Consider the following 14,210-nt stretch of genomic DNA (forward strand, 5'->3'; position numbering starts at 1 on the left):
CACCGTCGTCGTTCTTATACCAAGCGCCCTAAGGAAGCGACACCACGCCCGGCATGATCCGAGTTGTCACGTTAGCAGGGACGCGAACCCGCCCACGATCGTTATAGACCTCCACGAGATCATCGGCGCTGATTCCACGTTCCTCGGCGTCCATCGGATTAACGAAGAGCCGCTGATGATGGGCGCTTGTCAGCCACTCAAGGTTTGCGAATGTTGAATGGACGCGTCCCTTAAAGTAATGGCCGATGCACTGCAGAGGATGCTTCTCATTGCTTCTAGCTTCGATAGTGCTCTCGAACGTGTCCACGTACTCAGGCAGAGCAGTAATCACATCTCCCTTCTGGGGATCCTCGAACGTCCACGTTTTGGCCATGTCCCACAGCTCCGAGCTAAAGATCTCGATCTTCCCAGACGGCGTGGCGAGCGGATTGGCCTCCGGATCCTCCCGGAATTTCCGCATCGGCACTACGTGGTTTTCGGGAGTGTGGTAGCGATAGATTCCCATTTCACTCAGCTCATCCCACGTTGGCAGCTCCGGATGCTCCTTCACGTTCTCTTCTGCCATCCACTGGACCCAGTCTTTTCGGGTGCGGCCTTCCGTGTACTCGTCCTCAACGCCCAGCCGCTTCGCCAACTCCACAGCCATCTCATAGGAATCCATAGTGTCATGAAGCGGCTCGATAGCCTGTTCGTGGTACATGTAGTAGGCCAAATCGCCGCCCGTCTCGTTATGCCCGATGTCCCAGCGCTCCGGACCAAGGGTGTCAGGCAGCACCAGATCGGCGTATTGAGCAGAGGGCGTCATCATATTCTCAACCACCACAACGAACTCACACAGCGACTGATCCTTCATGATCTCAAGGGTGCGGTTGATATCGGAGTGCTGCCCGGCGAACTTACTGCCGCCGTACTGAAGCTGGAACTTCATGCCCACGGGTAGCTTGTCTACGCCGCGGATGCCGTCCGTAGTTGCCGTCATTTCGGCCCCACGGGTAACTGCATCCGTCCACATGAACAGTGGGATTGAAGCTTCGATGGGACTCTCACCGCTCGGGAAGGACATCGTGAGCGGACCGTAGGAGCCCTCACGCCCTCCGGTCCCGCCTCCATTGATACCAACGTTTCCGGTAAGAGCTGCCAGCGCGCATATGGCCCGGGCCTGATTCTCGCCGTTCATATGGCGCTGTGGGCCCCACCCCTGCATGATGGCACACGGCTTGGCGTTCCCGATCTCCCGTGCGAGCGCAATGATCTTGTCTGCAGGTATGCCGGTGATCTCCGCGGCCCAGGCTGGAGTCTTCTCGATCCCATCCGTACCTTTACCCGTAATGTAGCTACGGTATGAGTTTCCAGATGGGATACCTTCCGGCATATGGTCCTCATCGAAGCCCTGGCAGTACTTATCGAGGAACTCCTGATCCTGCAAGTCCTCACTGATTAGGACATGAGCCAGAGCGGAGGCCAGCGCGGTATCCGTACCCGGCTTAATCGGAACCCACTCGTCTGCCAGCACCACGGCTGACTCCGAGTACATCGGATCGATGAGGATGGTGCGCACGCCCTCGCGCTGAAGGAACTGCGAGGTATAGAGGATGCCGCCGCCGGACATCCGGGTTTCTTGCGGGTTGTTCCCAAACATCACAACCAGTTGCGAGTTATCTACACTGTCCTCAAACGAGTTGGACGGGACCGTATCGCCGCCTTCTTCGAGCTCGCCAAATGTGAACTGCGTTGCCGCGGTGATCTGCGCGGTGGAGTAGGTGCCATAGCGCTGAAGCGAACCGCCCAGCAGGTTGAATAGCCTTTGGAAAGGATTGGCCGCGCCAATCGCGGCACCGTTCACGCCGGAACCATGTTGATTGTAGATGGCCTCATTGCCGTAGTTATCAATCGTGTACTGAATCTTTTCGGCCACGAGGTCCAGCGCGTCCGGCCACGAGATCTCTTCCCACTCGCCCGCGCCGCGCTCAGTTCCCTCTTTCCGGATCATCGGCTTCTTCACGCGATCCGGGCTGTACACCCGATTCCGGACGGAACGGCCACGCACACACGCCCGCAGCTGTCGGTTCTCCACCGAGTCATCCCCGGTGCTATCCGGCAGGCATCGAACAATGGTGCCGTCCTTGATCTGGAGTCTTAATGGGCAGCGCGATCCACAGTTGACGAAGCACACGTTCCAGACCGTCTTATCCACCCCAGCCATGCCGTCTGCTTTGGCCGCAGAAGCGGAAGGCATCCCAAGGTTGGCGGTGTTGGCCACGAGAGCCGCCGTTCCAGCACCAACCCCAGACCACTTGAGGAAGGACCTGCGAGTGGGCCGAGTCCTCTTTGTATCTTGTTGAGACTCAATAACTTCAGCCACGTCGCGCTCCTTTGAACAGTTGCCCTATCTCCGATTTGCTTCAGCGTCCTAGGACACTTCCAAGCACCCTAGCCCCAGTACGACACGTGTCGTTTATGCCTTCGGTCCCTTACTTCGATGCGGGTGCTCTGCTGTCTCCGCCCGCTGGCCGAAAGGTCCTTTACGCGCAGTTTCTCGTATATAAATAGGCCACGGCGCGTGGACTTTTTGAAGGGTTTTTAACGACGACGAACTACTCGCTCGCCCTTCAACGAAACTCCGAGGTAATCCAACCCCGCGGCGACCGCCTCGCATATCGAAACCTGAACTCAGGTTCAAGCATCCCTTCCAGACGCGCCTATCCCCGCGATACTCCAGCAATGGATACCGGCCAAATCTGAACAAGTCCGCCCGGAAACTCATCTTGACCCTATGATTCAGATTTTGACTATTCCACCCAACAGTTATCAGGGACAGACAGCGTCCCAAGGATTCCCACAGCAGCAGACACCGTATCAGCCGGCTGATTTCCATCCAGCTCCGGCTCAACCAACGTACCCCCAAGCTCCCCAATATTCTGTCACCACCGCACCTTTTCAGATTGGTTTTCGCTTCACCGGCGGCGCAGCGTCATGGCTCGGCGTGCAAATCCTCGGAGTCCTGATCACCGTATGCACTCTCGGCATCTGCTACCCGTGGGCAATCGTTATGACCTATCGTTGGCAGGCCGAAAACACGTACATCAACGGTTATCAGATGCAATTCACAGGCGACGCATGGAGCCTGTTTGGCAACTGGGTCAAATGGCTCTTGTTGTGCATTGTCACGCTGGGAATCTATTCATTCTGGGTTTACCCCCGCATGACCAAGTGGATCGTAGAGCATCATCAAGTGAACCCCGCTGGGATCTACCTCCCCATGTAAAGGGACAGGTTTTTGCAGTGCCACATTGGTAAGGATTAGAAATTGGGACGAGCAATTGCTAACTGGCTGGAGCGGCGTACGCCTGAAAAGCTCGGGCGGAATCTTGGCCATAACCTAGCGGTTTGACAGCGCGCAGCCAACACCCCTGGGGACCCCGACGTTACCCCCTCCAGCACTGGGTACATATCGCGGTACGGCTCGCAGACGTGCGCCCCGCCCGGGATGACCCCGGATGGAAACAGGTCATCCCAAAGTGCCGTCTTGTGCCGGATAGGCACGCTTCGAGTCATGTATCCGTTGAACAGCGATTCCATGATCGAATCGTTCCGTCACTGGGTTTCGCGAGCGCTACGGCTACGTACCGCCTAAGTGGCGGGTTGGCAGGTTTTTAAAGACGACGAACCGACCTGCCCCTCGTTCATTTACCATTCGAAATAACGTCGAGCGTGTTCATCTCTGGGGAACTTGCCTCTAGAGGCGGGGATTGTGTATCCCATTCGCATAATCAGATGACTCGTAGAGCTTCTTAAGGAGATACGCGCTGTATTCCTTTTTCCCTTCGATCTGATCAACCCAAGCTGCGAGCAAGAGAAGCAACGCCGCGGGACTCTTAGGATCCGTGTAGCGGCGTTTCTCCCTTATAACCCATTCAGGTAAAGCAACACTGCGGTTTAGACATCTGTTCCACAGTCTTCCGTGATGGGCGACAATGTTCCTGAGGAACGAGATGTTTCCGACCGCCATCTCAAGTTGTTTCCGGGACTCGAATTTGAACGACTTGGCAACGAGTGATATTTGACGGTGGTTCACCCACGTACTTACCAATTTCGAAAGATCCCCAAGAGTGAGTTCCTCAATAATCACCCATATCGGCACAGGATTACCGGCGTCGCGATAATGGTCAAGTGGAAGAGTTCTTCTGCTCGCTAATACTTCATTCATGGACACCAACACATCATTGCGGTTATTGCGTTGGCGCTCGCGTATAACTTGCCACTTATCAATATCTTGGCCATGCTCTGGGGAGGCGTCCTCAATTGGTAGGTAACTCACGGGATTCAGGTAAGCGTTCTGTGGATTCAGGCTCTGGCCAAGTATGTGGGCAATCCTCTGCCGAAGCGCAAGCTCAACAATTTCAACGCCTTCAAATGCGATCCTACGTATTAGAGCATCAGCCTCGTATACTTCAATAATTTGACCTAGCGAAACACCTTCTCTGAACCGTTCCGCTTGCGTGAAGTTATCCAAGAAAAGTCGGGAGTAGCCAGTTAACCGGTAATAGTTTTGATTCAGTAAGAACGCGCGAAGGTCATTTGCCTCGTGGCTATCAAGTGTCAAACCTCGATCCCGAAAACGCTGGATCTGTTGATCAATGGAACACCACGGTTTTTCCGACATCGGAGGGATATAGGAAAACCCCGCCGGAGGAGATAACTCCTGCGACGGGGCGAATGTTGGCTTCAGTCTATAGGAGCTCCCCAACCCAAACAAGTGTGGTAAGTGTGCGCCTAACCTCATGTACTGGCAGTGGACTGCGGTCTAAACCATTCCTGCCGCTACGGCCTCGGGGATCGTCGGATGCCGGAACTCGAATCCCGCGTTGAGCAGCCTTTCGGGATGGACTGCGGCATCGGTGAGGATGAGTGATTGGGCCGGGTCTGCACCCAGCACCGCCTTGAGCAAGAAACTCGGCGCCGGGAACCAGAAGGGCCGGTTCATCTGGGAGGCCAGTTCCTTGCCGATGGCATTGGCGGTAGCAGGTTCTGGCCCAGAGATGTTCACCGGGCCCGTGATACGCCGCTCCACGATGTACCTAATCGCACGCACCTCGTCTTCGAGTGAGATCCAGCCCCATGATTGGGTTCCCGGACCAAGAGGGCCGCCAAGCCCAAACTTCGTCAGCAACATCATGGGTGCCAACATGCCATTCTGGTCCAGCACGGGCGCTGTTCGCAGGAAGCCAACGTTCTGCCCCGCTGTTGCCGCAGCCCGCTCCCACAGCACACATAGCCGAGCCAAGAAGGTATCACCTGCAGGGCTGTGTTCGGTGAGCTGTACGTTGGGAATGTGTCCGTAATACCCCGTGGCTGAGGCGCAGGCCAAGAATGGGGCGTTCTCGCCAAGCGCTCGGACGGCTCGGGCGATCGTCAGCGCCGGGATCACTCGCGAATCGTAGAGCTCACGTCGGTACGCGCGGGTCCACGGCAGCTTGCCAATGGTTGCTCCATTCAGACAGATGACTGCCTCTGCGCCGCGGAGCACCTCAGGATCCAGAGCCTCGCCGGGCTGCCACGGGATCCTGCTCAGCTCGCCGGAGCCTTTCACGTTTCGATCCCGTTCGGAGCTCTGCCCGCGCACCAGCATGGTGACGTCGTAGCCGTCGGCCAAGAATGAATCGCACAGAGCACTGCCGATCATGCCCGATGCACCGGATAGAACAACGTGCGGATTGTGGCTACTGTTCATGCCGACAGTCTAGGACTCAGCGAAAGGATTTCGAAGAGTTTTGCATTGGCTACCGCTGAAAGAAGAATCTAAACCAATGGGAACGCTTGAATTGAATTGTTTCGGAAGACGCTGCATACTCGGCTGCCGGCACAATCTAACCCCTCAGTGACGTTCTGTGATCAAAATGGAGCTACCAACCTTGCTTACAGCCACGTATCAGCGCATTCACTATCAGCCGCGAAGAAGCAACATTTCACCTCGACTATTTGATGCCATTGGGATCAAATCTGCACGATCTTCATAAAGGGTGCGTACCAACTCGATGGCATACCCTACAGCAGCATCACGACACTTGAGTGCCTCGTGATGCGACAAGTCTTTCGACCCGTGGACGACGGAAGAACGGGTGCTGTATAGCTTTTTCAGCGTCTGATGAAGAGAACGTCGTTCATCCGGCCTGTTTGGCTCTAGGAGGAGTGCCATCGACGCGGTAACACGGAACGTGGTCTCTCCTTGTGACCCAAAAACGTTCTCCCAAACTATTACAGCATCGACAAACGCATCAACCGGATCCCACCTAGCTGAGGTCGCATCTAGAAGACGTCGATGCGCGATACTCAGTCCTTTGAACTGATTTCTCTTGAGAAGACGGAAAATCCGCTGAGCTCGTTCGAGTGCATCGCTCGCAGTCGCCGACTTCGCTTTAGCCACTTGTTGAATGAGTGAGGCTGATGATCCCATATCTGACAGATTTGAGATAAACCGGCCTCCCACTCCGGACGCGAGGAGTTGATCATTTGGTGATGCCAATAGAAGTGCGAGCCTTACCTGATCAATTCCTGCTTCCAAGTCGAGAAAGGGTTGCATAACCTCTATCCCTCTCGTCATCATGAAGTCATTAACCCTCGCCATTCCCGCATCCGTTGAGGGAAGCACCTCGATGAGACATATCGGCATCGCACCAGCAAAGACTGCACTAACCCCTGATTGTGGCCCAAAAATCTGATTCATCTCAAAATCTGATGGTTTACGCAGTATCCCAAGCCCCTCAAACTCATAGCTGGATTCATCGCTAATTCGGATCCCTTGCAGACCGGTTATTGTCGGTACCCTTGTCTCTTGCCAATTTGCGAACTGACGTAGAAGTTTGATCATCTCAACGATCGAAGGAGCAAGAATCTCGTATGTAAGTGGTCCAGCTGTGTATTCGCAAGATGCTGCAGCCGAGAATATTAGAGACCCAGCTAGACCAACAAGAGACATCATGAAGTTGCTTCCTCCTGAAACGATCCAGTTGCTGTGGTATCTCAATAGGAAGTGTTCCTCCCCGCGCACTTCTGCGATGTCCGGTGTACCGGGAAACAATATTGACAAATCAGGATCCATCATTACAGCGTTGCAGAAGTTCTCTATTGCGGGGTGTTGTTCTACGCGAGTATAGGAGGCAAACGCGAAGGATTGAGACGAACGCAAGTCATCAGACCGAACCAAAAGAGCCGGCCAAGAATCATAGGCGATCCGCAAAAGTGCATCGGCCAAAGGATCAACAGAAGTCCTTGGCTGCCCAACGTCACCGCCATTTGCCAATCGCATCTGCTGAGCTAAGGTCTTTCCATCCTCTGCTACATTTGCAGTGAAGTGTCCTGCCGCAAGCATTGAAAGATCTATTGCATCAACAGCGCCCGCCAGGGCTCGATCAGTAACTGCGCACAGCAATCGCCACTGATCGGCAGGCAGCCCAGCTAGAGCTTCATCAACATCCGCTTCGTCAGGTGCACCACATATGTACCGCAGAAACGGCTCACCATACAGATTCTTTAGCTTCTGACGATTGTAGTTATACTCGCCCATTTGTTCTTCACCTTCCGACAAGCCCAAGTACGTCGATCATCAATTCCGATTCAACCCGTATTTGCGTGTGCCGAGAGCTTCTTTGAAATGGCTCTCGGCGGCATCCACCACGCTTGCAGGCGTGGACGGGTCGAACACGCGGAGTAGCGAGAACCTGAAAGTAGACGGCGTTAAGCTCTTGAGCTCAATATTGCCGCCATGCCCGGTCACCGCGTATTCACTCCAACGCTGGCAGATATTCTGTGCGCCATCTGCTTTACCGACGTATTGGCGACCATCGCGCATGTCTGTGATTGCGTAGATGCCCATGACCGACGCCAAGGCTGTACGCCACGATGCAAACCGCTGCTCACTCATAACAGCCTGGAGTTCGGCGTAGTCCAGAATCAGCCGATCAAACCCGGGAAATGGGATCGGTTCTGCATCGGCAATTCCGATCACTGGATATCTACCCGCCGTCGTACCATTCAAACGCCACGCTCTGGGTGATTTCCACCCGATAACGAGTCGACGCTCGAGATCAGTAAGCAAGCCCGATGGAGCGAGATCGAAGTACCGGAGGACAGAATTGGCAGACACCTGCCCCCGATTCTCCAGTACTTTCCACAACCGAGCTTGGGTCCCTCCTTCCCTCATGAATACGACCCAGTACCTCGGCGGAGCCAAAGGAAATCTCCTCGGATCTGCAGACTGCCTTGCTGTGTAATCGAGAATCTCCTGATCGGTTGAGTCAATGCTGAGCCCACTCTCTCCACTATCTTCGTGGTATTCAACAAAAACATGCCGAATAGCTTGAGTGTCTGCTGGATGAATCCCCGAGTCTCGTAGGATCGTTTCAAATGTTAAGGGCACTCTGCCATCACCTCGCTACTTCCGAGAGTGATTCTATATAGAACCACCGGCATGCGTACGCTCTTTCAACCGCCTTGGAGCCGCAGCACAATGCGAAAAACTCCAGACTCAAAGTGGCTCTCAATGCTCAACGCATCATCTATAGTTTGATTCGACTCAGTGTGCAATACGCACTTCGGTACCACGAACGAGGAACCCACCATGGATGGAGAAATCCAGATCATCAATGACGGCGATGGCCTGACACTCATTGGCAGCGAGACCGATATCGATGAGTTTCTTCATTCAGAAGGCTTAAGCGATGTCCCCTCCAGCACCCTCAATCTTCAGCGCCTAACTCCATTTATGAGTACCGGGGCAACCGCGGCTCAGGCAGGCACTCATCTCGCAGAGAACTCTGGCCGGTGGGTCAGACTGACGGCAGAGTCCGCAGAGGCAATTAAAAAGTACAATCTGATCTCCACAGATACGCCCGGTGTTTTTCACGCAATGGCTGGTCAAAGAGGAAGCATCGCAAAATGGCTACAAATCGATAAGGCTCCCGGCCTTCTAATGGCTCCAACAGTGCTACCTGCACTCTCAGCAATGATGCAGCAGCAAGCACTAGAGCAACAGATGAAGAACATCGAGCGGTACCTTGAAACCATCGATGAGAAGGTTGACGATATTCTCCGTTCTCAAAAGGACGCAGTCTTTTCGGAGATGATCGGCGCGAGTCTCGTCATAGCCGAGGCGCTCGTTGTTCGAGACCGAGTTGGAGGAGTCTCTGATGTGACGTGGTCAAAGGTGCAATCCAGCTCTTTGACGATTGCCAAGACGCAGGCGTACGCCCTCCGCCAGCTCGATGCCCTAGCTGGAAAACTAAAGAAAAAGAAAGACCTGTCAGATATCTCGCGAGTCACCAAAAGAGTTGAACCTGAGGTACGTGAATGGCTCGCAGTGCTAGCTAAGTGCATACAACTCGCGGATGCTGTTGCCGTACTTGAACTCGACCGGATACTCGAGTCCACTCCTGAACAACTAGAGAAGCACCGAGAGGGGCTACTCGCCTCTCGCGATGGTCGGCTCGAAGCCATCTCCAAAACCACTGCTCATCTAATTGCCAGCATCGAAGAGAACATCAAGCGGGCAAATGCCCGTGTATTGCTTAACCCGTTCGATTCTCCAACAACAGTTAGAGCAAGTAACCGAGTGGGTGCCGGAATCGTGTCCTTCGAAACTCAGCTCGGCATTGAATCAATTCATGCAGCAGGCGAAGCACGGCGTTGGAGACAGGCTGCCGGAGAAACGAAGGATAAAGCGCTCCAGATGAGTTCAGAGAGCCTTGCCAAGGCACGGGAGGTCGGCGACGCTACGCTGGATCGCGCCACTCAGCCATTTAGACCAATTGATATCGATGGGGACGGTATTCCGGATGACCCGCGAGCAGCGGTCGCAGCTAGGCAGGCCGGCGCGGCCCTCAAAGGAGCAGCCAGTGGTCTTTCCACAGCCTTCAGCACATTCATCGAGACAAAGCCGAAAGAGAGCATTGAAGGCGCCGACAGCCCTAAGGCACTGGACTCCCCAACCGAGGAGTAGGACCACCCAGAAGGTAACTACATATCCCGACTTCCCCGATCGCCAGCGGAGAATCCGGACTGGCCACACCTCAGGGACCATGGTCCCGCTATGCTGTGCTCATTGCCCGATTGCTTCCCTCCTACCCGAAGGCCAGCACTATGCCCAGCACAGACGTCATTATCGGAATCATCATCATCGTTGCGCTTGGAATCGTGGTCCGGTTCGTGGCCGGCTACGTCACAGCCAAGGCTGGAGGGAACGGCAAACAGCGGCGCGAAAATGCCAAGGCACTGAAGGAGCAGGCGGACTGGCTGCGCTCCCACCACCAGATCATCTGGGTCAACTCCCCTGCCCACCTCCGCAGTTCGCTAGAGGGATGGCCCGATGCAGCCAGCGCGAACTACGCCATGTGCCGCGGCGTTCCCATTGATCGGTTCAACTTTGGTGATGGCCCGCACGAAGCCGAAATGCTCTCCAACGCTTGGGGCATCCGCAACGCCTCCGAGCTTCGCCGCCAACTTCTTTCCCTCCTCCAACATGGCCACCGCGAGCGCTTCGATGCCGAACGCCAGAACTGGGCTAACCTCAAAGGCGCTGACGAACGCCGGGTCCGCGGCGCGATGTACAAGGCCGCACAGGAAGGCGCTGACTCCGCCGAGGAATTCCGCCGTTACCGCTGGGTCCGCCAGAACGCGAATGACTGCTTGGCCACGAACTTCCTCGCCTGGGATCTGGTTCGCGTGATCATGCTGTGCCGCGCGGGCGTGGCCGCGGGCTACCTGTCAGAGGACGAAGCCCTCGACACCGCATGGATCGCCTCCCGCGGCCTGCAGGAAACCTACTCCAGCTGGCAAGACATGGTCCATCACTTCTTTGAGGCCCGCTGGTACTGGTCCAGCGAGGACGGCGTGGACGGTGAGCTCGGCCGCCAGCACAATGATCACGCCAAGCAGGTCCTTGCCACTGCTTCCGACTCCCCGTGGGCGATGGTACCGTGGACGGCCCAGATCCCCACTCCAAACTACCTGATCCTTGACCACATGCCGCACGCTTACCCGAACCCGGCGCCTCAGGTCCGCGCCACGTGGACCGAGCAGCTTGAGTATGCGATCTCCCAGCGCGCGGACAGCCAGTGACACGGTTGCACCGGCCAATGAGGTGAGTCAGATAAACTCCCGGTATGCGGAGTGACGTTTTGCTTGGGAACCACGGCCTCGTCGTCGGCGAAATCCTTGAGGTACTGGACTCGGTCCAAGCCTCGAAGTCTCCCCAAATGGTCGTGATCGAAGGCCCGTCCGGCTGCGGCAAAACCCGCATTGTCCAGGAGTTTTATGGCCGGTTGAAGGACCGGAACCAGGACGCTTACTGGCCACCCTTGCGCAAAAGCCAGGGCAATGACGTGATGCGCCAACGCAAGCTGATTGGCCCCCTTCAGGAAGACTTACTCTGGCCGGAAGAAACCTTTCCAACGTTCGGTTGGTGGCACTTTAACTGTGAAACACTCGGGACGGGCATACTGGAGGACGTGGTTGCCGCAGCGCGGCCTCAAGTGGACGCCAACGGCCTCCCACTCACGATGGCGCGCCGCAAGAACGAGGGCCTACTCGCCAAAGGAAAGCGCCAATCCAAGGCAGCGTGGAGTGAGCTAACTGAGGCAGCTAGAGACGAAGGGGTTTCAGCGGCCGTGGACGTCTTGGCAGAGAACGGCATCGAGGTGCTCTTCCCCGAGTCCCTGCTCTCATTCGGCATAAAGGGCCTACGCGCTGGGAATCGGCGGCGGAAGGAACGCGCCCAGTTCAAGAACGAAACTGATACGGCGGAGATCGTCTCCAAGAATCAGGCCACAGCTGGCAAAGACTTGGCGAAGGCGATCGCGGACCTCGCCCTTGACTCGCTCCCCGCAATCGTGGTTGTGGAAGACCTGCACAGGATGGGCAATGAACTATCGGCCCTTCTAGATTCCCTGCTCGCCAGCAACGCTCCCGTGCTGGTGATTGCCACCAACTGGCCTGACGCGGTATCCAACAACATTCAGAGCGCTTTCATCTCGAACCATAAGGATTCGCTCGTCCCCATCGAGTGTCCTCAGCTTGGCCATAGCGATTTAACACAACTGGTGCAGGAATCCTTTGACGTCAGCCTGCACATTGCTGAGGAAACGGCCCGGCGGCTGGATAACCCGCTGGTTCTCAAGCTCTGGCTCGAATCCAGCGAACTGGCCGATTCATATGATTTCATCGGACCCGAAGCCCTCCTGACCGACCATGCGGGACTGCCGATTGACGCGCTGGGCGTCCTTGACGCGCGGTGGGGAGAGCTTGACCGCGAGACACAGATGGCACTTTGCCTCGCCACCGCCGCCCGTCCCGACGAGGCGGTTCCGTTGTGCGACGTGGAGAAGGAAATCCTCGCCGAAGCCTTTGCTCAGTTTAGCCCGGGTAGTGAAGTCGATGTTGCCGCCGGCCTAGACAAGGCAATAAGCCCAATGCACTGGTGTGCCTCCCCAGAGTTCACTGTGCGCTTTATCGACGTAGTGTTCGCAGATCACGCCCGCTATCACAGCGAAAAACGCCTTCGTGGCAACGCATCAAGAAAGTTCCAGACCATCACCCGCGGCATTCTCGCAGATTCGATTTCTCAGCCCGCTCCACAATCTTCTCCGCGTCTGCCAAACCAAAGGGACCTAGCGCTTGCTCGCCGCTCCCATCTGGCGGTTTGGTTCCTTGAGCTGGACGCAGAGTTGAAAGACCAAGCAGCAACACCCGGCCTTGAATACGCCCGGTCACGCGCTGAGCTCCAGCTGAGTGAGCTGACAGGCGGTCGCATGGAGTTTGCCGCATCGTCAGAGCACGCCGCGGCAGCCCTGAAACATCTCCGGGCGGCGGGAATCACCGGGACCGAGCTCCTTAATATGCAGCTCGCGGTGGCTGACAAATATATTCTGGTCTCCAAGCCGCGATCGGCCCAAGCGATACACGAGGAGATCCTTCAGCATGAGAATCTTCCCTCTGAAATTGCCATGCAAATTCACCTCTCATCCGCGCGAATCGCCCGAGACGAGGGCGATTTTGAGGAAGCGGCAGGCCATCAACGCCAAGCGATCGAATTGGCACGTACTATCGCCGGTCCCGAAGCGGACAAACCCGGCATGGAGCTTCAACGCCTCACCTCGCTCTACTTGAGGTTGGAGCAGTACCTCGCTGCTGGGGGCAACTGGGAGGAGATCATCACCGAGCTTTCTCCTGTGCTCGATAAACGCCTTCAGGTTGGCTACCCCACAAACGAGCTTAACAACGGCCAGCTCAAGCGCCTCATCGAGAACGCTCGCCGGAAAATCGACGAATCCAAAGGCATCAAGGTAAGCGCCGAGGAAGAACAGCGTGCGATGCTTGATGCGGCCATTTCCTTACACGGCTCCGACTCTGAGCGGGTACACGCCGAGAGGAATAAGCTCGCGAGCGTCCTAGGCAAAGCAAAGAAGTGGACGGAAGCGGCCGAGGAATACGAGTGGGTTATTTCCCATTGGCACCAGAGCCGTTATGCGGCCTACGGTGAATCCAAGGCCACGGCTTACAGGTCCCTCGCTCAAGTCCAAGAAGCGCTTGGTCAAAAGGAGGCGGCGATAGAGAGCTATCGTCGGGCGATTTCACTTTCCACAAAGAATAACGTGGAGACGGGGTTCTGGCCGCGGATCGCAATCCCCCGCCTGATGGCCGGCATGGGCCAAGTGGATGATGCGTTGACCCAACTTGACCAGATCGTCGAAGAGTTCGAAACCCCTGAGGGCGATACGTGGCTCTCTTTGAGTGCTCTGGAGGCGAGGACTGAGATTCTTCAGAAGGAGAAGCGATTCGAAGAGGCTGAAGCGGGCTGGCGCCGGGCCCTAACGGGCTGGAGTCTGATCCTCGGAGATCTGTCTGATCGTGCCGCCGATTGCCGAAAAAACCTTATCGAAGTCCTGGAGACCCAAGGCAAATTCGACGCCGCAATCGAGTTGCTCCAAAACTACATCGAGCTTGAAGAGAAAGAATACGGGAAAGAAACCACTCCTTCGATCAATGCCAAGATCAAGATCGGCAACGCGTACGCGCAATCAGATCGCCCTGCCGATGCGTTGCCTTGGTTTCAGGAAGCTAGAGCTGGGATAGTTGCCATCCGCGGAAGCGACCATCCCGCCGTGGCGAGGATGGGCAACGGGATCCGTGTCATTGAGGCGCGGTTGAAGCAGCACTGA

9 protein-coding genes are annotated in these 14,210 nt (G+C 56.0%); 4 read left to right on the forward strand and 5 right to left on the reverse strand.

What is annotated here, in order from left to right:
* Positions 1–28 precede the first annotated feature (28 nt).
* The gene (locus DD236_RS06630; protein ID WP_243410039.1) at positions 29–2,362 is read right to left on the reverse strand and encodes a DMSO/selenate family reductase complex A subunit; all 2,334 of its coding nucleotides are present in this window, start codon (positions 2,360–2,362) and stop codon (positions 29–31) included.
* A gap of 423 nt (positions 2,363–2,785) precedes the next feature.
* On the opposite strand from DD236_RS06630, the gene DD236_RS06635 reads away from it, so the two are divergent.
* Positions 2,786–3,265: a DUF898 family protein gene (locus tag DD236_RS06635; protein ID WP_207785722.1), complete on the forward strand. Its 480-nt coding sequence runs from the start codon at positions 2,786–2,788 to the stop codon at positions 3,263–3,265.
* Between the two features lie 471 nt (positions 3,266–3,736).
* On the opposite strand, the gene DD236_RS06640 is transcribed toward DD236_RS06635, so the two are convergent.
* The 4 genes from DD236_RS06640 to DD236_RS12185 form a co-directional block, all read right to left on the reverse strand.
* Positions 3,737–4,663, reverse strand: coding sequence for an Abi family protein (locus tag DD236_RS06640; protein WP_165819849.1), 927 nt, complete (start codon positions 4,661–4,663; stop codon positions 3,737–3,739).
* A 141-nt stretch (positions 4,664–4,804) separates the two neighbouring features.
* Positions 4,805–5,731: a TIGR01777 family oxidoreductase gene (locus DD236_RS06645; protein ID WP_109093597.1), complete on the reverse strand. Its 927-nt coding sequence runs from the start codon at positions 5,729–5,731 to the stop codon at positions 4,805–4,807.
* A 213-nt stretch (positions 5,732–5,944) separates the two neighbouring features.
* Positions 5,945–7,564, reverse strand: coding sequence for a HEPN domain-containing protein (locus DD236_RS06650; protein ID WP_109093598.1), 1,620 nt, complete (start codon positions 7,562–7,564; stop codon positions 5,945–5,947).
* A gap of 39 nt (positions 7,565–7,603) precedes the next feature.
* Positions 7,604–8,005, reverse strand: coding sequence for a GIY-YIG nuclease family protein (locus tag DD236_RS12185; RefSeq protein ID WP_207785723.1), 402 nt, complete (start codon positions 8,003–8,005; stop codon positions 7,604–7,606).
* A gap of 612 nt (positions 8,006–8,617) precedes the next feature.
* Here DD236_RS12185 and DD236_RS06660 point away from each other — a divergent pair.
* From DD236_RS06660 to DD236_RS06670, 3 genes are all read left to right on the forward strand, one after another.
* Positions 8,618–9,994, forward strand: a complete 1,377-nt coding sequence (locus DD236_RS06660) for a hypothetical protein (protein ID WP_109093600.1) — start codon at positions 8,618–8,620, stop codon at positions 9,992–9,994.
* A 140-nt stretch (positions 9,995–10,134) separates the two neighbouring features.
* On the forward strand, positions 10,135–11,112 hold the full coding sequence (locus DD236_RS06665) for a DUF1266 domain-containing protein (RefSeq protein ID WP_133246071.1): 978 nt from the start codon (positions 10,135–10,137) through the stop codon (positions 11,110–11,112).
* A 44-nt stretch (positions 11,113–11,156) separates the two neighbouring features.
* Positions 11,157–14,210, forward strand: coding sequence for a tetratricopeptide repeat protein (locus DD236_RS06670; RefSeq protein WP_109093602.1), 3,054 nt, complete (start codon positions 11,157–11,159; stop codon positions 14,208–14,210).

The sequence above is a fragment of the Ancrocorticia populi genome (assembly GCF_003123745.1).
In the GTDB taxonomy this organism is placed as follows: Bacteria; Actinomycetota; Actinomycetes; order Actinomycetales; family Actinomycetaceae; genus Ancrocorticia; species Ancrocorticia populi.

Bases quoted from the DNA above. Each gene is read 5' to 3' on its own strand.
- DD236_RS06640 (WP_165819849.1), bottom strand. From the start codon at position 4,663: ATGTCGGAAAAACCGTGGTGTTCCATTGATCAACAGATCCAGCGTTTT.
- DD236_RS06645 (WP_109093597.1), bottom strand. From the start codon at position 5,731: ATGAACAGTAGCCACAATCCGCACGTTGTTCTATCCGGTGCATCGGGC.
- DD236_RS06650 (WP_109093598.1), bottom strand. From the start codon at position 7,564: ATGGGCGAGTATAACTACAATCGTCAGAAGCTAAAGAATCTGTATGGT.
- DD236_RS06660 (WP_109093600.1), top strand. From the start codon at position 8,618: ATGGATGGAGAAATCCAGATCATCAATGACGGCGATGGCCTGACACTC.
- DD236_RS06665 (WP_133246071.1), top strand. From the start codon at position 10,135: ATGCCCAGCACAGACGTCATTATCGGAATCATCATCATCGTTGCGCTT.
- DD236_RS06670 (WP_109093602.1), top strand. From the start codon at position 11,157: ATGCGGAGTGACGTTTTGCTTGGGAACCACGGCCTCGTCGTCGGCGAA.